Origin of the sequence: Salinicoccus cyprini (assembly GCF_007713705.1) — a bacterium.
GTDB lineage: Bacteria > Bacillota > Bacilli > Staphylococcales > Salinicoccaceae > Salinicoccus > Salinicoccus cyprini.
The window spans coordinates 174,799-199,424 of sequence record NZ_VMSJ01000005.1 but is presented as its reverse complement, the minus strand read 5'-3'; the positions used below and the strand labels follow the sequence as shown (position 1 = coordinate 199,424).

The 24,626-nt window shown below is 47.5% G+C and carries 18 protein-coding genes, 1 tRNA gene and 1 pseudogene; 6 read left to right on the top strand and 14 right to left on the bottom strand.

Annotated features, from left to right (window positions below):
- Positions 1 to 157: 157 nt before the first annotated feature.
- The 7 genes from FO441_RS11405 to FO441_RS11375 all read right to left on the bottom strand — a co-directional run bounded on the left by FO441_RS11405 (position 158) and on the right by FO441_RS11375 (position 7,737).
- Positions 158 to 832, bottom strand: coding sequence for an ABC transporter ATP-binding protein (locus FO441_RS11405; RefSeq protein WP_145290238.1), 675 nt, complete (start codon positions 830 to 832; stop codon positions 158 to 160).
- A 1-nt stretch (position 833) separates the two neighbouring features.
- A complete protein-coding gene (locus tag FO441_RS11400; RefSeq protein WP_145290235.1) occupies positions 834 to 1,865 on the bottom strand; it encodes an FtsX-like permease family protein in 1,032 nt (343 codons plus the stop codon).
- 16 nt (positions 1,866 to 1,881) lie between these two features.
- A complete protein-coding gene (locus FO441_RS11395) occupies positions 1,882 to 2,274 on the bottom strand; it encodes a hypothetical protein (RefSeq protein ID WP_145290232.1) in 393 nt (130 codons plus the stop codon).
- Between the two features lie 81 nt (positions 2,275 to 2,355).
- Positions 2,356 to 3,744: a HAMP domain-containing sensor histidine kinase gene (locus FO441_RS11390; RefSeq protein ID WP_342782192.1), complete on the bottom strand. Its 1,389-nt coding sequence runs from the start codon at positions 3,742 to 3,744 to the stop codon at positions 2,356 to 2,358.
- Complete coding sequence (locus FO441_RS11385) at positions 3,741 to 4,421, bottom strand: response regulator transcription factor (protein WP_145290228.1); 681 nt, start codon at positions 4,419 to 4,421, stop codon at positions 3,741 to 3,743. The genes FO441_RS11390 and FO441_RS11385 overlap by 4 nt, the downstream gene beginning before the upstream one ends.
- 406 nt (positions 4,422 to 4,827) lie before the next feature.
- Positions 4,828 to 5,712, bottom strand: a complete 885-nt coding sequence (locus tag FO441_RS12705) for an SAV1803-related protein (protein ID WP_246095134.1) — start codon at positions 5,710 to 5,712, stop codon at positions 4,828 to 4,830.
- A gap of 630 nt (positions 5,713 to 6,342) precedes the next feature.
- Positions 6,343 to 7,737: a PQQ-dependent sugar dehydrogenase gene (locus FO441_RS11375; RefSeq protein ID WP_145290226.1), complete on the bottom strand. Its 1,395-nt coding sequence runs from the start codon at positions 7,735 to 7,737 to the stop codon at positions 6,343 to 6,345.
- Between the two features lie 461 nt (positions 7,738 to 8,198).
- Between FO441_RS11375 and FO441_RS11370 the strand changes: the two genes are divergently transcribed.
- Both FO441_RS11370 and FO441_RS11365 read left to right on the top strand, forming a co-directional pair.
- Positions 8,199 to 9,542, top strand: a complete 1,344-nt coding sequence (locus FO441_RS11370; protein WP_145290223.1) for a YjiH family protein — start codon at positions 8,199 to 8,201, stop codon at positions 9,540 to 9,542.
- A gap of 93 nt (positions 9,543 to 9,635) precedes the next feature.
- Positions 9,636 to 10,538, top strand: a complete 903-nt coding sequence (locus tag FO441_RS11365) for a DUF5996 family protein (protein WP_145290220.1) — start codon at positions 9,636 to 9,638, stop codon at positions 10,536 to 10,538.
- Positions 10,539 to 10,585: 47 nt separating this feature from the next.
- On the opposite strand, the pseudogene FO441_RS11360 reads toward FO441_RS11365, so the two are convergent.
- The 4 genes and pseudogenes from FO441_RS11360 to FO441_RS11345 form a co-directional block, all read right to left on the bottom strand.
- Positions 10,586 to 12,177: pseudogene (locus FO441_RS11360) on the bottom strand (solute:sodium symporter family transporter).
- A 269-nt stretch (positions 12,178 to 12,446) separates the two neighbouring features.
- Positions 12,447 to 13,718, bottom strand: a complete 1,272-nt coding sequence (locus FO441_RS11355) for an amidohydrolase (protein ID WP_145290218.1) — start codon at positions 13,716 to 13,718, stop codon at positions 12,447 to 12,449.
- A 23-nt stretch (positions 13,719 to 13,741) separates the two neighbouring features.
- Entirely contained in the window at positions 13,742 to 15,268 is a 1,527-nt protein-coding gene (locus FO441_RS11350; protein WP_145290216.1) for an AbgT family transporter, read from the bottom strand.
- A gap of 31 nt (positions 15,269 to 15,299) precedes the next feature.
- Entirely contained in the window at positions 15,300 to 16,730 is a 1,431-nt protein-coding gene (locus FO441_RS11345) for an amidohydrolase (protein ID WP_145290214.1), read from the bottom strand.
- A 280-nt stretch (positions 16,731 to 17,010) separates the two neighbouring features.
- Between FO441_RS11345 and FO441_RS11340 the strand changes: the two genes are divergently transcribed.
- Positions 17,011 to 17,083, top strand: a tRNA-Ala gene (locus FO441_RS11340).
- Between the two features lie 44 nt (positions 17,084 to 17,127).
- Here FO441_RS11340 and FO441_RS11335 read toward each other — a convergent pair.
- Entirely contained in the window at positions 17,128 to 17,505 is a 378-nt protein-coding gene (locus tag FO441_RS11335; RefSeq protein WP_145290212.1) for a VOC family protein, read from the bottom strand.
- A gap of 190 nt (positions 17,506 to 17,695) precedes the next feature.
- On the opposite strand from FO441_RS11335, the gene FO441_RS11330 reads away from it, so the two are divergent.
- Genes FO441_RS11330 through FO441_RS11320 form a run of 3 tightly spaced genes read left to right on the top strand, consistent with a single transcriptional unit; the run spans position 17,696 to position 21,974 of the window.
- Positions 17,696 to 19,126: a sodium:solute symporter family protein gene (locus FO441_RS11330; RefSeq protein ID WP_145290210.1), complete on the top strand. Its 1,431-nt coding sequence runs from the start codon at positions 17,696 to 17,698 to the stop codon at positions 19,124 to 19,126.
- On the top strand, positions 19,126 to 20,730 hold the full coding sequence (locus FO441_RS11325) for an amidohydrolase (RefSeq protein WP_186365553.1): 1,605 nt from the start codon (positions 19,126 to 19,128) through the stop codon (positions 20,728 to 20,730). The genes FO441_RS11330 and FO441_RS11325 overlap by 1 nt, the downstream gene beginning before the upstream one ends.
- Positions 20,731 to 20,762: 32 nt before the next feature.
- Positions 20,763 to 21,974, top strand: a complete 1,212-nt coding sequence (locus FO441_RS11320) for a DUF819 family protein (protein ID WP_145290204.1) — start codon at positions 20,763 to 20,765, stop codon at positions 21,972 to 21,974.
- 483 nt (positions 21,975 to 22,457) lie between these two features.
- On the opposite strand, the gene FO441_RS11315 is transcribed toward FO441_RS11320, so the two are convergent.
- Together FO441_RS11315 and FO441_RS11310 are read right to left on the bottom strand one after the other, a co-directional pair.
- On the bottom strand, positions 22,458 to 23,162 hold the full coding sequence (locus tag FO441_RS11315; RefSeq protein WP_145290202.1) for an MOSC domain-containing protein: 705 nt from the start codon (positions 23,160 to 23,162) through the stop codon (positions 22,458 to 22,460).
- 23 nt (positions 23,163 to 23,185) lie between these two features.
- Positions 23,186 to 24,619, bottom strand: a complete 1,434-nt coding sequence (locus tag FO441_RS11310; protein ID WP_145290186.1) for an IS1096 element passenger TnpR family protein — start codon at positions 24,617 to 24,619, stop codon at positions 23,186 to 23,188.
- Positions 24,620 to 24,626 lie beyond the last annotated feature (7 nt).

The window sequence follows — 24,626 nt, the reverse complement described above, 5'->3', positions numbered from 1 at the left end:
GCACCCCTAAAGCTGAATTTGGGAGTTCAACTTTAGAAGGGTACCACGGCAAGTGGGAGTTTTTTATGGGTCATACTGTATTTGAATCCACTCCTTCGAAACCCCATATTATATTACTAAGAACTGTTTGAATGTGAAAGTAACCATATCACTTTGATTACTCAATCAATCCATCCTTCATCTCTATCGTGTAATCTGCATATTTCAATGCACTTTCATCATGTGTGACCATTAAAACTGTAATCCTGAATTCTTTTGATAATGATGTTAATAGTTCCATCACTTCCTTAGATCGCTTTGAGTCCAAACTTGCAGTCGGTTCATCGGCAAATAATATTTCTGGTTGATGAATGACAGCGCGTGCGATGGCAACCCGCTGCTTTTCTCCACCGGATAGACTGTCTGGGTAAGTATCTCTATGATGCCACATATCCACTTTTTTAAGAATAGCTTTGATCTCTTGCCTTCTCTCTTCCTTAGACCACTTTAGTTCGGCTGTATCCAGCATCAGACCCAATTGTTCCTGAACCGTCAAGAATGGCACCAGGTGAGCCTGCTGAAAAACGAAGCCAAATCTTTTTGCACGTATATTCCTCACCTGATTGCTGTTCAGCGAAGTCAAATTTTCATCTGCAAAAAAGATCTCTCCTTTTGTTGATTTCTGTAAACCGGCCACTATGGTCAGCAGGGTGCTTTTGCCGGAACCGGAGGCACCGACCAGTGCAGTGATTTCACCTTCGGGAAGATCAAGGTCAATGCCTTTAAGAATCTTTTCTTCAGTACTGCCATGCTTGAATGTTTTCTCCAATCCATTGATAGTGAGTATGGCCATGTTACATACCTCCTTGATTGATTGCCTGCATCGGCTCCACTTTACTGATCTGGATGCCTGATACTGTCGATCCAATAAAACCGACCACCAGGAAGACAAGGGACATCATTGAAGACGAACTCAATGTCAGCAGGAACGGCATTCCTTCAGGCATCACAGCTCCAAGCAATTGGCTGATTCCGACTGAGAGCACCAGAGAAATGATGGTAATGATGATCATCTGCACCCACATCATTTTGAATAGTGTAGACGTTTTAACCCCGACCGCTTTCAATATGCCGTAAGTTGCGATTTTTTGTACGTTGATCATATAAAAGAAGATGCCAAATAACATTCCGCTGATGACGAATAGAAATACAACAATCATATTCAAAGATAACTGCTCTGCACTGTAGCTTGGTATCGTATTTAAAAATTCATCGTTGGTGAACTGGCTTAATCCATCGATTACGGGCGCTTCATTTCCTTCTATGAAAGCTAATTGAAATGCATCCGTCCTGTACATATTCTGGAAATCATCATGATTGATGAAGGCAACAGGGGCATGGCTGAACTTTTGCTGATCAGTAAATCCATCCACCTTTAATGAATGATCCAGCAGACCATTTGTCATTTTCTCGTCTTCACTGATTCCCTCTTTCATAATGGAATTATCAAGAACTAGCCGCTTGGCCTCTACATCAGGGAAATGATCACTATTGGCTGTACTGACGAATGCAACACCATGCCTCTTTTCATCAGCAGCTTCGACCTCTCCCATTTGGATGGACAAAAACATGGCATCGGATGAAGCTTCCTCAATTTCATTCCTGGTTTCTCCATCAAGACTTGAAAAGTTGTACTGTCCTTCTGCTTCTTCCTGCATATAGAATGTACCTTCTGGCATATCTTTGATTAAAGATGCATTGTCGTAGGAGAGCCCATTCGCCAATCCTGAAATGATCATCGTCAGCAGACTGATCAGAAAGATGATTGATCCAAGGATCAAATATCTTGTCTTGGACTTCATTATTTCCTTCCACGCCATCTTCATTTTAATCCCCCCTCCATTAATTGTTCTCCGGTTTGTAGATGAGTGTCTGGGCGAAGAATAGTATGAAGCTGATCAGAACAGCCACACCGCCACCGATATATATAATCAGCGTTACGATGTCCGGCATTTCAATCTGACTGACCATATGCAGATACATCCCTGCCGTCAAGCCGGTGGTGCCGACGATGCTGGTCCATACATGAATTTTCGTCAGAAGTGTGTTCTTTATGCTGAAGACCTTATAGAATACGGCCCATGAGAATAATGTCAGCCAGCCGACCACGAGAACGTGCGTATGCACTGGACGGAAGGCATATCCCCCTGATCCAGCCATATGGGCACCCATCACTGCCCCGATTACGCCAAACATCCCAGCGAAGACAAGCAGTACTTTACTTGGATTTTTCATAAATAAAATCCTCCTCAGTTGATTGATACTTCATATTCTATAATCGAAATATGAACGCAATATGAACTGAGAAGGATCATTTTATTTTTTCGGTAGTGTCACAGTGAATATGCTGCCCTGCCCATTCTGGTTTGACTCCACACAGATTGTCCCTTCATGGAGAGAAATCACTTTATGGACAATGGATAAGCCAAGACCTGACCCTGGGACCCTATGGGATCTCGCGGTATCTTCTCTGTAGAACCTCTCGAAGATACGCTGCTTCACCGCATCATCCATGCCGATGCCTGTATCTTTGAAACTCACCTTTATCTCTTTGTCATACTCCATCAATTCAATCTCGATCTCACCGAACGTGCTATTATATTTCAGAGCATTGGAAATCAGATTATCCCACACTGTATTCATCAAGGCCTGGTCAGCAGTAATCTCCACATCCGGGATATCATGGGAGAGCATCAGGTTATTCGAGTCGATTTTCCATTCATAGTTGTGAATCAACTGTCGTATCTGTCTGCCTACATTATATTCTTCTACTTTTAAGATATGCGATTCCTGATCGAGTGATGACAAGAGCAGTAACTGGTTGGTCATCGAACTGATTCGATTGGATTCATCATCAATGATCCGTACATATTCGAGCCCTTTTTCATTCTCAACCAGTTCATTTTTCAAAAGCATACCATACCCTTTGATGTTGGAGAGCGGAGACTGTATATCGTGGGAAATATTTGATATGAAATCCTTGCGCATATTTTCATTCTGCCGTATTTTCTCTGCCATTTTGACAAAGTTGTTTGTCAATTCGCCCATTTCGTCCTTCCTTCCTGTCTCTAGTCCCTCGACATTATAATTTCCGGAGGATAGTATCTTTGTCGCCCTGCTCAGACGGCTCACAGGACGAACCATATATTTGGTGGCAATAAGAACGAGAATGATGCTTAAGATGATGGTGATCAGAAATAACCAGCCAAACAACAGATGCATTTCATTGAATAGCATCTGTATGTCCGGCCTTATGAATATTGCGTAATTTCCACCATCATAATTTACAGGAACACCGATGGTATTCTCCAGCTCATTGGCAAAAAATCCCGTGACAAAAGTCTCTCGTGGAAATTCCCGCATGCCGTGATAGATATTTCCATCAAGAACATCTTGCACTATACTTATAGAAAGTTCATTTTCTCTGAATTCAGCACCGTAGAGGATTCCATTCTGCATCGTCTCGAACAGATAGATTTGATAACCGATATCCGCAATGTTTTTCAGATATTCATCCATTGCAATCTCGGGGTTCTCTTCAATGAAAGTAGATATCTCCTGAGCAATTCGAGTATTTTTCTCATCGTTGACCGGTTTCAAATATTGCTGGTAGTATGCATTTGAAATTAGAAATGCGACCAGGAAACTGGTGAGCATGATGCCTATTGTCGTTGCAGCAAAAGTGCTATACAAGGATCTCATCATTGATTCATCTCCAGTGTATAACCTACGCCCCTTACTGTACGGATGCTGAACGGCACGGACAGATGACTGAAGCGTTGCCTCAATCTTTTGATATGGACATCCACTGTCCGGTTATCCCCCTCAAAATCCAAATCCCAAACATTTTCGATGATTTGTTCACGGGAGAAAACACGCTGAGAATTTTTTGCCAGTAAATATAACAGTTCAAATTCCTTAAGTGGCAGTTTGATTGTTTTGGTATCAATTTTTATTGAGTAGTTTTCATGAAGAATCAAAATATTCCCAAGTCGTATTGGATCATTATCACTCTCAGAATCGACATACCGGCGAAGAAGCGCCTTAATCCTGAACACCAGCTCTTTCGTTTCGAAAGGCTTGGTCAGATAATCATCAGTGCCTGCTTCAAAGCCGACTGCTTTATCATCAATCTGATCTTTCGCTGTTAAAATAATAATTGGGATGTCATATGTGTTCCGAATTTCTTTTGTCAAAGATATACCATCCATAAAAGGCATCATCACATCTACTACTGCGATATCACAAGGGAGGGTCTTCAGCTTTTTTAACGCGTCCCTTCCATCCGTTGCTTCGATTACATCATATCCTTCTTCTTCCAGATGTAACCGGACAAATTTTAAAGTGTTCTTATCATCATCAACAACCAAGACTCTTGCCATACATTAACCTCCATAAAGCTTCATATTCTTAATCTTATTGATAGAAGCGTTACTATAGTGATATAACAAATTTTACATTGAAACTTAATTTGTGAAAAAGATAATATTAGCATCTTATATAGTGCAATTATCACCTAAAGTCAGTACAAAATAAAACAGAAGCAACACCGAGTATATTGGGCCTTTTTACAAAGTTACAATTGACAGTTGTTTCTTCATCTTTTTTCGTTGGAGTTTTTCTTGTTATCCTTAAAAATATTGAAAAAAAGCAAGTGCAGAATAATTACTCTGCACTTGCTTTTCATTTCTATTCCCTTATGCTTTAGTGGCTGCTTATAAGTGAGGATATGTAAACTGATTTTAGTTAGAAGCTTTCAGCTAAAATGATGCAAAGTTCAACGTCTTTCTAGTTTTTATCAAGTGCTAAGTATAACTCCTTGAAAAGCTTGTCTTTGATAAAAGGTTTCAATGCTAAATCAAGTTCTTTCTTCGTTTTAAAGCTATCCTTAAATTTATAGTCATATAACAAAGCTATTACTTTTGCTCTCGGTGTTCCAAGGTGTATACCCATATCCTTGAATCTTGGATAAGCATAGTAGAATTCTTCCGCTTTTCTTCTTTGAATTTGCAGTTCGCTTTCTCTGCATGCCTTCGATATTTCTTCCCATTCTTTATCCGCTTTTCTTCGACGCTCTTCTAGCGCTTCTTCGAGTTCCTGTTCCCTTCTGCGTCTCGCATCGTGAAAATCAAACGGGGTGTCGTAATAAGTTCTACCTAACGTTTCTTCCATTGCTTTTACTATCAGGATTGCTTCTTCGTCACTTAAAAAAGATCTATTGCGACAGGCTTTCATCCACTCAGGCTTGGGGATGAATTTGTCTACATACCACTCTTCAATCATTGGTTTTAGATATGCCTCATATCCTGGAGCGCCAAATTCGTGAGATGTCTCTTTTGTAATCAAAATGTGCAAAATAGTGTGCTCAATCAAATCGCAATAAACTAATCTATCTTTCTTTTGATACTGAAAGGGAATTTTATTCTTCTTAATAAATAACGGATCTGATATTTTTAATTCTTTAATTTCATCTATGTGATGGCAATATAGCCCCTCGTTGGTTCTTTTATATTTCCCCCTTGTTATGTTTTTAATTTCTCCATTTTCAAATCTCTGGTATGACTTTTCACTGAAATAATCATATTGGGCGGCACCGTATTTCTGAAGTAAAAATTCAACTGCTTCATCATAGGTTTTTGTAAGTAGGTTTTCATATTCTTTATATGCATTCATCATTTATCACCTAAAGATATAATTTTTTCATATTATTTCCAATTATATTATATATTTGGAAATTTAGATATGGATTTTGAGAACAAAATATAATTTAAAAAGCATTTACCCGCATGTAGCAGGTTTTATCTTACACCGCCTCTTTAATCAGCCTCTGAACCTACTGAATAGAATCTAATACTGTAAGGAGGCTTAGCACTGCGACTACTTCTTATAACTTTGGATCGTCGCATCTATGTAAAACTCCATTGCGGTTGATAACTTCTTTTTCGCTCTTCGGTGAATTTGCCATTAAGGAACAAAGCTTGATCCGTACATAAAGGTGTGATCAACTACTTTCCTTGCTTCCACATACAGTCCTTAGCAACATGAATAGCCTTTCTGTCTGTATCGTTTAAATTGATATCCCTCACCTTACTGTTTACCATCACTTTCATTTTTGTGTCTCATACCTATAATAATTATTTAACATTCTTTAATTTTCCAATCTGAACAGGTAGCAAAAAAGAAGCAGACATTCAATGGATTTACATGAATGCCTGCTTCTTTAATATTGGCAAGCGCCTTAAGTTAATGACATTAACATAAGGTTAGAAGCTTTTAGAGAATACCAAGTTATTCAGCGTCGTCTTATTCTGTGCCTTCACCTGCTGCAGTAATCCTATAGATCAGACCGCCATCAGTCGATGCAATAAGCGCGCCATCTTCAGTTACAAGAATATCACGGAAACGTTCGCCTTCTTCAGTCAATAGACGTTCTTCTCCAACGATGAGGTCATCTTCAATAACGACACGTACAATATAGTTCGGCGCGAGTCCTCCGATGAACAGGTTATTCTCCCATTCAGGGATTGCGTCGTTGTCATAGAATGACATGCCACTTGGTGCACTTGTCGGATCCCAATAATATCTTGGTTCAACAAAGCCTTGCGCCTCGTGCTCTGAAATCCCCTCATTGATCAATTCACCAGTGTACTCGATACCATAGGAGACGATTGGCCATCCATAGTTATTGCCTGGCTCGATGATATTCAGTTCATCCCCGGCTTGTGGACCGAATTCAACAATCCATAAGTCTCCTGTTTCAGGGTGGAAGTCGACACCTTGAATATTACGGTGACCGTAACTGTAGATACCATCCAGTGCGTCTTCATCTTCGATGAACGGATTCGTATCTACTGGTTCTCCATCTGGTGTAATGTGGATGACTTTACCTAAGTAGGCATCCAAGTCTTGTGCACGTTCGCGGATTGGATCATCTGAACGCTCACCCGTTGTCAGGAACAGGTTGCCTTCATCATCGAAGATGATACGTCCACCATAGTGCAGGGTACCCTCATATGCTGGTGTTGCCTGGAAGATCACTTCAAAATCTTCAAGTGCGGTTTCATCTTCTGACAGAACACCTTTACCGACAGCAGTTACAGTCCCGCCTTCAATATCTTGAGAAAACGTCAGAAATACTAGTCTTGATTCGTCAAAATCAGGTGCAATGGCTACATCAAGCAAACCACCTTGATCTTCGTTATTCACTTCTGGTGTCCCTTGGATTGGCTCGGAAACAGAGCCATCTTCAAGGTTTACAATAAGAAGTTCTGCTGAATCCCTTTGCGTAACAAGTAGGCGGTTTGTATCAAACTCCACCATACCCCAGGTTACGCCAAGACCCTCAGTAACAACTTCCACATCAAGTTCTGTTTCAGTCTCTACTTCAGGTGCTCTTGTCTGTTCCGGGAATGCGGGTTCAAACTCAGTCACTTTTGGTTCGGTTTCTGCTGATTCAGATCCAGTATCTGTACTTTCATCACTCTCTTCTGTTGCTTCTTCGGATTCTTCACTCTCTTCTGTTGTTTCCTCCGGTTCTTCAGTGGATTCCTCAGTTGTTTCTTCTGTTTCTTCTGTTGCAGTATCCGATTCCTCAGTGGATTCTTCTTCTGAAGTACCACCATTGCCACATGCTGCCAAAGCCAATACAAAGATCAGCATCAGCAGGAATGTCAATCTTGACCACGAAACTTTCCCCATCGTTTTTCCTCCCCTTTATATAATATTGAACTGAATATATTAAAATCCAGTCCTTAATACCCAGCATCAAAAATGGTTAAGACTTTCATAACATAACTGAAATTATGAATTTATTTGTATATAATTTTATCATAATTATCTGAAAAACTTAACGATAGATTTACTATATTCACTATAAATGGAATAATACTATCTACTGATCTAGGTGATGACTTGCACTATAATTTTAAAAAACAGCTTATTTTTCACCGAGGCAGCTGGATGACGAAGTTCAATGTTTAAAAGATAATTAAAATAAGGGCAAGCTATCAGATGAAGCAGCATATGTAATTCAGCTCTCTTGGTTGGAAATTCCCGCTGAATATACGACTTAATTTTTTTGAGAGCAACAATGTATAGACATGAGCTCCGTTTTCCTTTATTATTATATAATTCATAAAGATACGAAAAGAGGTTTATTTATGCACTTCTCAACACAGACCAAAGTAAAGACGTGGACAATTTCCATCATCGCCCTGCTCCTGTTCATCGTCCCGGTCTACTTCAACGGTCAATGGACCATCATTCTCGGTATATTCGCCGACTACATACTTGGTAATCTGGAGACTCAGATTCCAGCAATTCTCACTGTCATCATGTCCATCTTTCTGATTATCACCATCTACGGTACACTGATCAACCGCAATGCGTTCAGCCAGTCTCAGAAAATGAAGGACATCTTCGTGCTCGACTGGCTCTGGTTCACACTCCGTGTGCTTGGTACTGTCTTTGCCGGCATGGTCGTCCTCGGACTCGGTCCTGAAGCGATCACGAGTGACGCGACAGGCGGCACGATGATGAACAGCCTCGTGCCGATACTCGCCACATGGCTCCTGCTTGCAGCCTTCCTCATGCCGCTCCTGATGAACTTCGGCCTGATGGAATTCATCGGTACATTCCTTGAACCCGTCATCCGTCCGTTGTACAGAGTGCCCGGACGCTCCTCTATCGATGCCCTCGCTTCATGGATGGGCAGCAGCCCGGTCGGTGTCATGATTACGACACAACAGTACGAAAAGGGGTTTTACACGAAGCGTGAAGCGATGAATATCGCCACCAACTTCTCAGTCCTTTCCATTCCGTTCAGCCTGGTCATCGCCTCCTTCATCGGCATTGAGGAATATTTCCTGCAGTTCTATATGACGATGGCCATCGCCTGCATACTGACAGCACTCGTCATGGTACGCATACCGCCCCTGTCCAAAAAGGAGGACACGTACTATGAAGTGACTGGCAAACAGATCGATGACAGAGATGTTGAAAGTACGATGCTCAAGACCGCAACGACACGTGCCTACAAAAGAGCCGACGAAAGCGATGGACCGAAAGGCATCATCAAGGACGGTACACTGAATGTTGTTGATATATATGGCGGCCTGATTCCCGTCGTCATCGCAATTGGTACACTGGCACTGATTGTCGCCGAGTATACACCTGTATTCACCTACTTGAGCTACCCGGTCCAGCTGTTCCTGGAACTCATCAATGTACCAGAAGCCGCTGCCGCAGCACCGGCATTCATCATCGGCGTCACCGACATGTTCCTGCCATCCGTCATCGGTTCCGGCATCGACAGCATGTTCACGAAGTTTCTGATCGCCGTCATGTCACTCGTGCAGATCATCTACTTCTCTGAAGTCGGTGCCCTGCTCCTCAAATCGAAGATTCCCGTATCCGTCTGGGAACTGCTTGCCATATTCATACTGAGGACGATCATTTCGTTCCCGATCATCTATGTACTGGCACTGCTGTTTGTCGGATACTGAAAGAAGCGCCCGGGGCCTGGTCCCCGGGCGCTTTGGTGCAGTTATTGGTATTTTTATCAATCCATTAGATATAATACCCTTGAGGTAATGAATATGAGTTTTTATCAGGAAAATATGAAAGAGATCACAACACTGCAGCTGGTTTCTCAGATTATCGGTAAGATCAAACTCGAGTATGCACATCAACAGCCCCAATGGGCCCATGTCGTTCTCGACATCACACCGCGCGGATTTACAACTGGACTACTGAAGCAGAATGGAGAGGCCTTCATCATCGAAGCCGACCTTGTGCACAACCGGGTCATTGTCGAAACGGTTTCAGGAGACGAAACAGTTGCACTTGAAGATGGCAAAACCGTCCGCACGTATTATGAAGAGATCATGGATGCCGCACGCCGGCTCGGCCTCTACCTCTCCATCTTCACGACACCACAGGAAATGAAGACGACAACGCCTTTCGAACTTGATGAAGATCACCACCACTACAATCCGGATGTTTCCCGGGAAATACTCGCGTGGTTCCAGTATGCCAGTGACGCTGAAGCGATGTTTCTTGCCCCGCTTAGAATACGCAAGGCGATGCCGGGACTGTTCTGGGGCACGTTCGATGTCTCCTGCTTCGCAGTCTACGACCAGTTCGAACCTTTCCCAGATGACACGAAAGTCATCGAGCGTGCCGCTTTCGACGAGCATATGATCGAGTTCGGCTTCTGGCTCGGCGATGACACTTTCAAAGACCCGACTTTCTTTGTCCTTCCCTACCCGTTCGTTTCCGATACGGTACTTGAAGTCGATGACAGCTTCCCGGAAGGCAGCTACTTCAAAGCTGAGATGGCCGAATACCTGTACGAAATGAAAAATGGCCGCGATGAACAGGAGAAGGAAAAGATTGCCCAGTTCTTCAGAGCATCCTTCGTCAAATCCCGGCAGCATCTCGGCTGGGACAATCAGCAGCACTGCTTCAATTCCTTGAAGATGAATGAAAATCAACGATAGACAAAAAGCCGAGGATCATTGGATCCTCGGCTTTTCCATGCTTCCCTCTATTTCGCCAGTACGAGTGGTGAAAATACAGTGTACATCGCCGCGACCAGCAGCAGGATGATGATGCCGGTAAGTTTGACGTGCTTCCACGGGGTCATGTCGACTTTATTTTTATACTCTTTTAAATCGTATTCATTCTATTCAGGATGCCACTTGCAGAATGCCATCAGGATGAGCAGGTCGAGTATGAACAGCACACTCCATACATAGAGATAATGTATTTCCGGAATCACTATTTTGGAAGCGGCGTAAGTGATCACGTGAAATGCAAAGACCACTTTGGCACCGAGTGCTGATGTCTTCTTGGAATAGAAGCTGACCAGCACGATGGCGAGCAGCGGCATGCTGTAGAGTCCATTGAACTCCCGGACAACCGCGAACAGGCCTTGCGGGAACACTGAGATAAACGGCGCAATGATGATGGTCAGCAGACCGACGCCGATTGTAACAAATCTACCGACGCTTGCGATTTTTTCCGAACTTGCTTCCTTATTGATGATCGGCTTGTAGAAGTCCAGGCTGAACAGTGTGACGGTTGCGTTCAATGCCCCGACGAATGAACTCATGATGGCACCGAAGACGACTGCTGCAAAAACGCCGGACAGCCATCCCGGAAGTACTTCGGATATGAGTGTCGAATAGGCCATATCCATGCCCAGGTCTCCACCAAACATGTTGAATGCGATGATGCCTGGAAGCACAAGGGAGAACGCCCCACTGATTTTGAAGAAGCCGACATAGATCATGCCTTTTTGTGCTTCTTTCAGGTTTTTGGCTGCCAGTGCTTTCTGGATGACCATCTGGTTGGTACACCAGAAATACAGGTTGTTGAAAAGCATCCCGAAAAATAGTGTCGGCCATGGCACGATGTCCGAATCGATATCTCCCCATGCGTTCAGCTTTTCCGGTGTCTGGGTGATGATTGTATCGATGCCATCAAGGATGCTTCTGTCCCCCAGGGTGAAGAGTGCCAGTCCTGCTACCGCAAGACCGCCGACGATCAGGCCGATGCCGTAGATGAAGTCGCTGTGTGCCAGTAGGGATAGACCGCCCAGGATCAGATATGAGATCCGACGGCACCGATGACGAATGCGATGATTGCAACGGCTGTGATGCTGCTCACACCCAGAAATTCATCAATGTGGAAAAGATCATTGAAGATCAGTGCGCCGGAGTACAGGACAACCGGCATGAAACTGACGACAAATGTAAACATGAATAGTATGGATACGATTCTCTTGGTCGTTGTATCGAAGCGTATTTCAATAAAGTCCGATATCGTGTTCACACCGTATTGGAAATACTTCGGCATGAATACCCAGGCACCGATGACGATGGCGACAGCAGCGGTCACTTCTCACGCCATCACCTCCATGCCGGCGACATAGGCCTGGCCATTCTGTCCGACCAGATGTTCTGTGGACAGGTTGGTCATGACGATCGACATGCCGACAGTCGTACCGACAAGCGAGCGACCGCCAAGGAAATAGCCTTCCGAACTATTCGTGTCTACTTTTCTACTGCTTAAGTATGAGTAGAGATAGATTGATATCAATATTACAAAAAACGATATGATTGCGAACCAGTTCATACGTACCTCTCCTTAGTTGTATATCAAGCTGCCAATGTAAATCATGAGTTCGCTGTGTTATGAAGGGTGAAGCGGAGGATCAGATGTTACATGCTTGGCTCATGGAATTTCTTCCCCGCAGAAGAAACCGTAAAACGATACTTTTACTCTAGGGGAAAATTCCTTCATCTTACGCTGATTGGAGACGCAGACACCCCCGGAGTATTCAATCCTCTCCGGGGGTGTCGCATTGTATGAAAATAAAACCGGGGATATCCCCCGGTTCAGTATTACTGGTTGGAAAGCTTCGTGGCAGATGCGAACAGTGTCTCCACTGCCGGCAGCATGCTTGATTCGTTGATGTCGAATTTCTCGTTATGGTGTCCGGCTGCAAGGTCTGTACCGAATACACAGTACGTCGCTTGTCCACCCTGTTTCTGTACGGCGTTGATCATGAATGTCGCATCTTCCGAACCTGCAGCAGCATCACTTTTCAGTTCTCCTGTGAGGCCCGCTTCCTCGCCGACACCTTTCAGTACTTCTGCGAGCTCCAGTGAACAGTTCGTATTCTCTGCTTCACCGACGAGTTCGATGTTGTACGTTGCGCCATACATCTTCGCGGCCCCTTCGATGACTGCTTCCGCCTGTGCTTTGACATACTCATTGACTTCCGATGTCTCACCGCGCGTCTCGATCTTCAGCGCAGCATGGTCCGCAATGACATTTCTGCCACTGCCGGCGTGCAGTTCACCGACGTTGATGCGCGTTGCACCGCCCGAGTGTCTCGGTATGGCATTCAGATTGATGACGGCATTGGCTGCCGCGAGCATGGCATTCCTGCCTTCTTCCGGTCTGCCTCCGGCATGTGAGGAGACGCCTTTGAATGTCACATCCATCTTGGATGTTGCGAGGAAACCGTTATTGGCAGCGACGATGGTGTCATGCGGAACCCCTGTACCGATATGGGAGGCGATGAGGTAGTCGACATCTTCGACTGCGCCTGCCTCCACCATCGAACGGGCGCCGCGTGTGCCTTCTTCGGCCGGCTGGAAAAGAATCTTGATCTTGCCGGCGAGCTGGTCTTTATTTTCCATCAGTCTTGTTGCGAGACCGAGACCGATCGAAGTATGCACATCATGTCCGCATGCATGCATATTCTCAGTTGTGGATCTGAAGCCTTTTTCGACAGGGAAGTGATCGTCACCTGTCGCTTCAAAGATCGGCAGGGCATCCATATCGACACGATATGCTATCGTTGGACCCGGCTTGCCGGTATCGAGTGTCGCAACGATGCCGGTATAGCCTTCAGAAACGTAGCCGAGGTACTTCTCGATGGCGCCGTTCTCCTTCGCCCATTCGAGATGCTTTTTCGTCTCTTCATCATCCGGCTTGCCCATGACATAGTCCGGATTCATGACTGCTTTGCCAATTTCAAATTCAAAGCCGAGTGTCTCGAGTGTATCAGCAACGATGGTGGCTGTTCTCATCTCCAGGAACCCGAGTTCCGGATACTGGTGGAAATCCCTGCGCCATTCTATCAATTGTGTTTCAAGCTGAGTCATTTTTTCTCTCCCTAAAAGTGATTTTATTGCGCTCTGTCTTCCAGGAACGTGTAGACACCCGGGCCGTATGGCAGGCCTGCATAGTAGAAGACCATGATCAGGATGATCCATGCCACGATGAACGCGATGGAATACGGCAGCATCAGTGAAATGTATGTGCCGAGGCTGGCATTCTTATCATAGCGTTTCATGAACGCCAGGATGATGACCAGGTACGGGAACAGTGGTGTCACGATGTTGAATGAAGAATCCGCAACACGGTAGGCCACTTGTGTAAAAGCCGGGTCATAGCCGAGCTGCATGAACATCGGCACGAATATCGGTGCCTCGATTGCCCATTTGGCTGAACCTGAAGTGATCAGGAAGTTCATCGCACCGGTGAAGATGATGTAGCCGATGATCAGCGGGATTCCGGTAAAGTTGACGCTCTGCAGGAATTCCGCACCATTTACGGCGATCCATGTACCCAGGTTGGACCAGTTGAAGTAGGCAATGAACTGGGCGATGGCGAATACAAGCACGATGTAGCCTGCCAGTTCCTTGATCGCTTCCGTCATATGATCGGCAACGTCCTTGCCGGATCTGACCGTACCTGTGACGATACCGAAAGCCAACCCGATGATGACGAAGAAGATCAGGATGAGTGGTACGATGCCGTCGATGAATGGTGAAGGAATGATTGTGCCGCCTTCACCTCGAAGCGGGCTGTCCGGCAGCATGATGACGACAAAGATGAGTGCCCAATAGAGCAGTCCTGCAATCAGTGCCGCAAAGAAACCCATTTTAGCGCGTGGCAGTTCCTCAGTGCTTTCCTCTTCGATCGCTTCCCCTTTATATTTTCCAAGTCTCGGCTCGATGAACTTTGAAGTCAGCAGTCCACCGACAACCGTCAGTACGAAGACGGAAACGATATTGAAGTACCAGTTGTCGATCGGTGTAACGACGATGCTGTCGTCGATAACCGCAACCGCTTCTGTCGTAATACCGGCAAGGAGCGCGTCCGTTCCGGCGATGAACAGGTTGGCTGTAAATCCGGCACCGGCACCGGCGAAGCCGGCTGCAAGACCAGCAAGTGGATGTCTGCCGACCTTATAGAATACAAGGGCACCAAGCGGCGGAATTAGTACGACCGCTGCATCGGATGCCAGGTTACCCATGATACCGACGAATACGACCGTATATGTCAGCAGGAATGAGGGCGATTTCAAAATTGTTTTACGGATGGCGTAATCGAGCAGGCCGACTTTCTCGGCAAGACCGATACCAAGCATCATGGCGAGCACCAGTCCGAGTGGTGCAAAGCCTGTAAAGTTCTCGAGCATCGACGTCAGAATGAACTGCAGCCCTTCACCGGACATCAGGTTTCTGATTGCGAGCTCTTCCCCTGTACCCGGGTGCTGGACGGATGCACCTGCCAGGCTGAATACCCAGGAGAGCAGTATCATGAAGAACGCCAGCCCGACGAAAAGTACAAATGGGTCCGGCAGCTTGTTGCCGACACGTTCAATTACATCTAGAAATCTGGCAAAAATGCCTCTTTTTTGTTCCATAGGACACCTCACTATTTAAGTTTTATTTCGTTTATCTGTCGCTCAGCTTTGAAGGGGTGACGGAATCCGGAATCGGATTCATGTAGTCATTCTTCTCCCTGAAGCGTTCGAATTCCGCTCTGACCTGTTCCAGGTCTTCTTTCGATTCGAAAAGTTTTACGCCGGCGAATGCCATGCTTTCTGCCGCACGCAGCATGCCGCGGTTGGCGAAGTCGCTCAGACCCTGCGACGTCATCTGCCATGAATGCAGTATTGTACCAAGTGCCGAAGTGGCGGCGGAAAGCTGTGCCGTCGGCACAATCCAGCTGACATCACCGACGTCCGTCGAACCGGGCAGTATGCCTTCCCGTCCGATGTATGGTGAGATTGTATCCGCCAGATATTTGCCGGCATATTCCGAGCCATCACCCGTATAGCCGAATCCACTGATCGGTTCGAGATAGTTCTGCTGTACGGATTCAGGCAGTGTATTCCACAGCCTTTCAGCGTATGCCTTCTCCGTATCCTTCGGCGCTCCTGCACCTGCTGCTTCAAGCCCCGTGTAAAGCAGCTTTTCAAGATGGCGGTTCGGTATGTAGTTCGAACAGCCCTTGTCGAAATCGATCGTCATTTCGGTTTCCGTCATCATCGCAGCACCTTCAGCTATCTTGACGACCCGCTGGTAGATCTCCTCCACCTGGTCGACACGCGGTGCACGGATGAGATAGAGTACTTCCGCCTGCGCCGGGACGACATTCGGCGAAATACCGCCGGTGTTCGTCACTGCATAGTGCATGCGTGCTTCCGGTATGACGTGTTCACGCAGATAGTTGACACCGACGTTCATGAGCTCCACTGCATCGAGAGCACTTCTCCCGAGATGCGGTGTATGCGCTGCATGGGACGCGCGGCCATGGAACTTGAAATAGACCTGATAGTTTGCGAGTGTCGAGTAGTCCATGATGGCATTTGTTGAAGATGGATGCCAAGTCAGTGCAGCGTCCACCTTATCAAATACACCCGCTCTCACCATGAAGGTCTTGCCGGAGCCGCCCTCTTCTCCAGGACAGCCGAAAAATGTCACTTGGCCTGGCAGATTGTGGTGTTCAAGATATGCCTTCGTTGCACAGGCAGCAGCGAAAGCGCCCGTGCCGAGGAGGTTGTGTCCACAGCCATGGCCGATATCCGTTTCAAGCGGCTGGTAGGACGTCTCCCCCGGTGCCTGGCTCAAACCTGAGAGTGCGTCAAACTCACCGAGAAAGGCGATCTCAGGACCTCCGGTACCGGAGGTTGCCGTAAATGCCGTATCGATGCCGGCGACATTCCGCTCAACCGTGAATCCCTGCTTCTCGCATTCATCCGCCAGAAACTTTGCAGATTCGTACTCTTCGAAGCGTGTTTCAGGATGATTGAATATGTATGCACTGACCGACTCGAAATACGACCTGTTCTCCTTCAAATATTCGTTTACAAATGCGTTCATCAATCCATATCCCCTTTCATATGTAATAGAATGATGCCCCTGACCCCGTTATGTGCATGGTAAAGTTCGTGTTTTTCGTTCATAAAAGTATGAACACTTAATTATGTTACAATGATTTTTCAGATATGTCTACCTCTTTAGAATATTATCATTTATCGTTCGTTTTATACAATCTTTGGAATTTTTATACATAATATGTATATCCCATTTATTTTGGATCAATGTAAAAATTGGACTTGTATATCCCATCGAGTTCGTATAAAATATGGGAGTATCATTCGGGGCCATAGCTCAGCTGGGAGAGCGTTGCACTGGCAGTGCAAAGGTCAGGGGTTCGATCCCCCTTGGTTCCATATCAAAAGCCGCACCTTCGACAGGTGCGGCTTTTTTTCGTCCACTATCCTTTCATCACTGCAAAATAGTTCTCTTCCTCATCAGAGAAATTGAACGTTCTCATCGATCCGTACTCCTCGATTTTACCGACATTGACACCCTTATCCGTCAGTTCCTGATGCAGCTGATCCAGATCATCCGTGAAAAACATGAGGGACGGCGTTCCGAAGTTGAGCTCAGGCGAGAACTTCTCCACCGTCTTCCTGTCGAAAAGAATGAGGCTTGCCCCGGCATCTTCCATCGGTCTGACTTCGATCCAACGCATCTCATCCCCCGCCCCCGACTCGCTGACCACTTTGAAACCGAGCTTTTCCTTCCAGAACTTCTTCGATGCATCCTGGTCATTCACATACAGCATGACTTCCGCAAGTTTGGTGAACATTTCCCTCTCCCCTTTAAATATGAAGTTTCTGAATCATAAGCAGACGACAGTCATTTGCAGCATCCATACGGTTACATTTTACCACATCAACATCGTTCTTTCTCCTTGTAAGAAATCATTACACAAGTTAGAAATATCACTTCATTTCCTATATAATTTAAAGCATCCTAAAAATCGGAGTTGATTACCATTGGGTTGGTACATAGTCTATTTTGTCCTGTACTTCATTTTCATGCTCGGTATCGCAGCATACTACTTTAAAAAGATCACCACTTACGAAGATTATCTGATCAGTGGGTGGAATACCGGCTTCTGGAAGATCACCGGAACCATCATCAGCACATTCTGTGGTGCAGCGGTCTTCATCGGCTGGGTCGGTCTCGGCTTTACAGTCGGATTGTCCGGCTACTGGAAGTTCGCGTTTGTCGCCATCGTCTTCTCGCTCATTCTGATTCTCGGCTTTGCGAAGCCGCTGCGCCGCCAGCGCCTCATTACACTGGCGGACCTGTTCACCGTAAGGTTCGGCGGCAAGGCGGGCATTGTGCCTTCCATCCTGTCCGCGTTCATCTATTCCGTGCCGACGACGGCACTGCAGATGGTCGGCATGTCAACCGTCTTCAACATTACGCTCGGCGTCAGTCTGCCGGTCGGCATCTTCATCTCATTCGTCGTCATCCTGATATTCACCATCATCGGTGGACTGCCGGCAACAATTCTGACGGATGCCATCCAGTCGATCATCATCATTATCGGCGTGGTCATTCTCGCAATCGTCACGGTGTCTCATGTCGGCGGATTGGGCGGCCTGTTCGAAGCGAGTGCGCCGGAATACTTGAGTATTGCCGGTCCTGATGGCTATGGTGAAATTCTGCTCTACGCCCTGTCGGTCGGACCTTTCTATCTCGTCTGGCAGTCGACATGGCAGCGCATATTCGCCGCAAAGGATGAAAAAGTGGCAGTGGGTGCCAACGCACTCGGCTTCATCATCGCCGGCCTGATCTCATTCCTGCCGTTCATCATCGGTCTCGCTGCACGCCAGTTTGTGCCGCTTGATATGGACCCTGACCTTGTATTTTCATATGTCACGGACTTCCTGCTTGCGAGTCCACTTGGCGGCCTTGTCTTCCTGGGACTGCTCGCTGCGCTCATGACCGGCGCCACGTCATTCATTCTACAAGGCTCAAGCAACTTGACGATCGATTTCTACAAGACATTCATCAATCGCCATGCGAGCGGCAAGCGCATGCTGTTCTTCTCGCGTATTTCCGTGCTGATCATCACGAGTCTTGCCTGCCTGTTCGCCTATACGGTCGAGGATATCGCGACGACGTACCAGTGGGCGCTGCGTCTGACGGCGACCGTCATCGTATTTCCGTTCCTGGCTGTCATGTTCTGGAAGGGTGTTACGAAAGCCGGCGTCCTCGTCAGCATGATTGGTACAGCAACTCTTGTACTCGCCTATCCGTTTCTGCCGATCGGCATGGATCACGCTTTGTTCGGCTTCCTGGTCTCCTTCATTCTGCTGATCGGTGTCAGTCTCGTGACGAAGCATGCTGATTCCGAAACCGTACAGGCCGCCTATTTCGAAAAACTGCACAATCCGACATTGGAGGATAAATGATGACAACAGTACTGATCAAAAATGCAAACATCATTGATATGGTGATGGACACACCCTACTTGGGAGACATATTGGTAGAGGACGGGAAAATCGTCCATATCGACGCGGAGATTGCTGCCGGGGAGGAAGAGGTGCTCGACGCTGAAGGCCGCTTCCTCATCCCGGGCTTCATCGATACCCACAGCCACCTGCTGCTCTACGGCCTATACAAGTCGCTCGTCGATCTGACGCCACAGACTGTCGGCAGCATTGATGAAATAAAAGCGGCGCTGCAGGCACGTGTGGATACGACTCCAGACGGTGAATGGGTGGTCGGTCATGGCTACAGTGAAATCGAACTCGCAGAGGACCGGCACATCACGATAGACGAACTGGATGCGATTTCGACGGATCATCCAATCTATATCCGTCACAGCTCGGCGCATATGGGCGTCGCCAACTCACGCGCGCTTGAAATTGCCGGCATCAATGAAGAGACAAAGGATCCGGATGGCGGATACTTTGCGCGGACGGATGGCAGGCTGAACGGACTGCTTTTTGAACTGCCGGCCGTTGAGATGCTGCTTCCGCACCTGCCGAAACCGTCGAAGGCCGAGATGATCGAGGCATTGAAGGCCGCTCAAACAGATTACATTTCAAAAGGCATCACGACAGCAACCGAAGCATGTGTCGGTCTGGCACATGGCAAGGATGACTACGATGCGTTTACTGCCTATATCCAGCAGAATAACGATATGAAGCTGCGCCTCATGATCGACTATCAGCTGATGCTCGAATCCGAATCTCTAAAGGGACTTTCTTTTGATGAATTGAAGCAGCGGATAGAAGGCTTGTCCGACGGGCAATGCACGCTCGACAGCGCAAAGTTCTTCCAGGATGGCTCCATCCAGATCAACACGGCTGCACTGACCGAGAACTATCATAATGTCGATGATAAAAGCCATATCATCATTCCGCAGGACAAGCTCGAAGACCTTTATATGGATTTCGCCCGCCGCGGCTACCCGCTGACAACTCATGGCAATGGCGATGCTGCCATCGAGTCGATCATCGAAGCCTACAGCAAGGTCAATACAATGGCGGACTATGATGAAGTGACGCGCATCGAGCATATCCAGACCGGCAAATATGCGGATATCGAAGCGATGAAGGCGAACGATATCGAGGGTTCATTTTTCACAAATCATATCTACTACTATGGCGACAAGCACTATGAGAAGTTCCTTGGACCAGCACGCGCTGAAAAAATGGACCCGGCACGCTGGGCAGAGGATCTCGGCGTATTGTATACACTCCACTCCGACTGTCCGGTGACGCCGATTTCACCACTCGATACAATCCGCATCGCCTGCGACCGCACGACGAAAAGCGGCCGGGTGCTCGGTGAAGATATGAAACTGTCCCGTTTCGAGGCATTGAAGGCCATGACAATCAGTGGCGCAAAGCTCAACCGGACCGAGAGTGAGAACGGTTCAGTCGAGATCGGCAAGGCCGCCGACTTCGTGCTGCTCGATGAAAATCCACTGGATGAGGATATCGTGCTAGAGGATGACCTTATCCTCTACACTTTCATTGACGGTAGACTGGTATATAAAAGGGATTAGAAGTTTCAAGTTCAAACAAGGGGGATTTGAATATGAATGCTTTAATATCATCAGATGAAACTTGGCTGCTTTGGGCATTTCTCGTCGGCTGGGCAGCTGTGTCCATCTATCTTGAGCAGCGTTTCGAATGGGCGTCGAAATTATCCGGCGCCATCATTGCTCTGCTCGGCGCGATGTTGCTTGCAAACTTCGGCATACTGCCAGTGGAGGCCCCGGTCTATGATGCCGTGTGGGCTTATGTCGTTCCTTTATCCATTCCACTGCTCTTGTTTCAGACAAACATCCGCCGGGTCTGGCAGGAAAGCGGGCGCCTGCTGCTCATCTTTCTGATCAGCACAGTCGGCACCGTTGCCGGGTCGATTGCCGCCTTCTTCCTATTGAAGGATCTGATTCCCGGCCTGCCGCACATCGCAGCGATGATCACTGGATCGTATACCGGCGGTGGCGTCAACTTCGCAGCGCTTGCTTCCCGATTCGATGTGCCCGGGGAGACCGTTTCTTCCGCGGTCGTGGCCGACAACTTCCTGATGGCCGTCTATTTCTTCGTGCTGATTTCGATTCCGGCAATTGGGTTTATTAGAAAACGCTTTGCCACACCGCACATGGACGAGATGGATGGAAGTGATGAGACTGACGATACCGCCGCCGCTTCCTACTGGAAGCGCAAGGAAATTTCACTGAGCGATATCGCGATGGCTGTCGGGACTTCCTTCGTCATCGTTGCCGTATCATTCAAGCTTGCAGAAGTTTTCAGAGGACTGATTCCGGAAGATGGGAATGCATTCATGGTCATACTCCGTGGAATTGTCGGCGATGACTATCTGATGCTTACCACTCTGACACTACTCCTTGTCTCGATTGTGCCAAGATATTTCGAGCGCATCAATGGCGCTCAGGAGATTGGAACGTTTCTGATCTATATTTTCTTCGTTGTCATCGGTGTGCCCGCTTCGATTCCGTTGATTCTGCAGAATGCACCGCTCATTCTGGTGTTCGCCGCCATTGTCGTGTTCATCAATATGCTCATATCCTTCTCGGTCGGCCGACTGTTCAGGTTCGATCTCGAAGAGATTATCCTCGCCAGCAATGCCAATATCGGCGGACCGACAACCGCTGCCGCCATGGCCATCTCCCGCGGCTGGACGAAACTCGTCGGTCCGATACTGATCGTCGGGACACTCGGCTACATCATCGGCAACTACATCGGCACTGCCCTTGGACTATGGTTCAGCAGCGCGATGTAGGTTGATTGGAGCGCTAATTGTCATTCGTGGCGGCGACGAGTGTTAGTTGGAGGGCTAACTGTCATTCGTGGAAGCGACGAGCGTTAATTGGAGCGCTAATTGTCATTCGTGGCGGCGACGAGTGTTAGTTGGAGGGCTAATTGTCATTCGTGGCGGCGACGAGCGTTAATTGGAGCGCTAATTGTCATTCGTGGCGGCGACGAGTGTTAGTTGGAGGTCTAATTGTCATTCGTGGGAGTGACGAGCGTTAGTTGGAGGCCTAACTGTCATTCGTGGGAGCGACGAGTGTTAATTGGAGCGCTAATTGTCATTCGTGGCGGCGACGAGTGTTAGTTGGAGGCCTAACGTACACTGAACCAGCCGCTCAATGCAAATTGAACATCAACCTAACAAAAATAAAAGGATGTCATCTGCACAAGAATAGATGACATCCTTTTTTACTACTTATTATCAAAACGTTATACGCTGACAGCCACCTTCATCCTACCTATTTGGTCCGAACACACGCTTCTCGCTGCTGCCTTCATCGCCGGAAAGGCGCTTGCTGATTGTCGTTTTCCAGCTTTCAGCCAGAAGGTCGAGGGATGCCAGGCTTTCATTCAGACCGATGTTATCCTTCTGATTGTACATGACTTCGTTGCATGCCTCGATTGACCAGTCGGGATGGGGACGGCTGATGAGCTGAAACGTATCTCCGCTCTCCACATCCCCTTCTTCAATCACCCGGAAGTACCAGCCGGTGCGGCCGGTCTTCTGGATCCTCAAGGCCAGGTCGAGTACATTATGGCGACGTGCGGGCTTCCAGCACGGGCGTCTCGGCTGGGAGACCTGGAGGACTGACCCACCAACCTTGTATGTATCCCCGATGCAGACGGATGTCTCGTCCATATGCATGACTGCAAAATTCTCTCCGTTGCCTCCGATTTCAATATCCGCATCAAGTTCACGGCGCCATGATTCGTAGTGGCTGACCGGATAGGCGAAGACCGCCTTTTCAGGGCCGCCATGGTTTTTCTTATCGGCGACATCGTCTCCCACAAATCCAGTCTTCGTCAAATGGACCGGTCCTTCTGTGACTGTCTTGAAAATGGCGCTTTCCCACTCCTGATCCATCTTGTTTTCTGCTTCTTTCTGTCCAACCTTCTTCACTTTACCGGTAAACAGCCTATATATTTTTTCCTGTTCCATATGAGCCTCCTAAAAATAAAACATCATATATCCGCTTCATCTGAATTGAACTCCGTAATCGGATGGGATTTCCTGAAGAGCTTTTCAAGCTGGTTGTTGATGGCAGTAATCGGATAGCGTTCCCTGAAATTCGTCGCCCGGACCTTCTCGTACGTACGGGCGTATTCCGGATGTCTCGGGTCGCCGAGTATCTCAAGCACACCAGCCAGATTGCCGGCACCGCCGATATTCTCGATCGGCGCGGGACCTGCGTAGTCGCGAATGCCTGGAATCCGCCGGTGGATATTGGTTGTATTTTCAGCCAGTACTTTCAGGCGATAGGACGCACCATACATATATTCGAGCACTTCATGCTGATCGAACACACCATCGATCTGGGTGAAGCTTGAAAGAAGCTCCATTGTCCCCTCGGAGCGCCCTTCCACCTGGTTCATGCGCTCAACGATGACCAGATTGCCGGATCTGAACATCGCGTCATGCTTCTGCCGCCAACCCATCGCCTTCTGGATGATGAGGTGCAGCTCGAAAAAGTTGAGGCCGGCAGGTACGATGATGGTGCGTGTAATCTCAAAATCGATATCTTCCACAGTCAATCGGATGATATGCGCGTTGTAGTCGCCGCCCTGGCTTTTATTTCCGGCAGGGCCGAGACCTTGGCGAACTTTGGTTTCGACTGCATGGAAGTCGACCTGTTCGAGTGCGCGCCTCACGTCCTCATGCATGACGTAGTGGTCGGCATGGATCTTGACGAGAAGACCGATCTCCTTCGCCGTCTCCCATCTCGAGCTCGCCTCATACACATTGAAGCTCTTCTCGACATTTTCACGGATGCTGGCATACTCCTCCGGCCAGAGCTGAAGCAGAATGCCTTCAAGGTATTTCGGGTGGGTGATGACGGACGTCATATGGCGCAGATAGTCCTCTTTCTGATGGCCGTCCGGCTCCACGTTGAGCCGCTTCAGCATGGCACGGAGTGTCCGCCATGTCAGGTTGTCGTACAGCCAGTAGATCGGACCTTTGTATATATGATGGAGCTGGCTGATCTCTTCCGGATCCAGCGGATCATCCTTATGGATATACATCGGATAGGCCGGAAGTGTCCCACTCTCCTTCAATATGCCGTGCAGTGCCCGGATGATGTCATGATGGATGGCGCCGGTCCCGTCCCCTGCCTCGAGCACATACTGGTAGTCGATCAGCACAGGATACTGCCTGACGTCATAGGCGACGTAATGCAGCCGGTCGTCGGTCTCCATGTCAACCAGGTGGCTGATGAGTTCGACTTCGGTCATCGACAGCATGCCGGCCACCACAGAGTCCGCATCGAGTCCCGCAACTTCCGCCTCCTTGAACTGGACGAGTGCGGCCTTTGTATCAAACTGCCGATCATTGATCAGATTGGCTCTGACAAGTTCATTTTCTTCAAGAAAATGGGTGAAAAATTGATGCAGATCCATGCTGCCA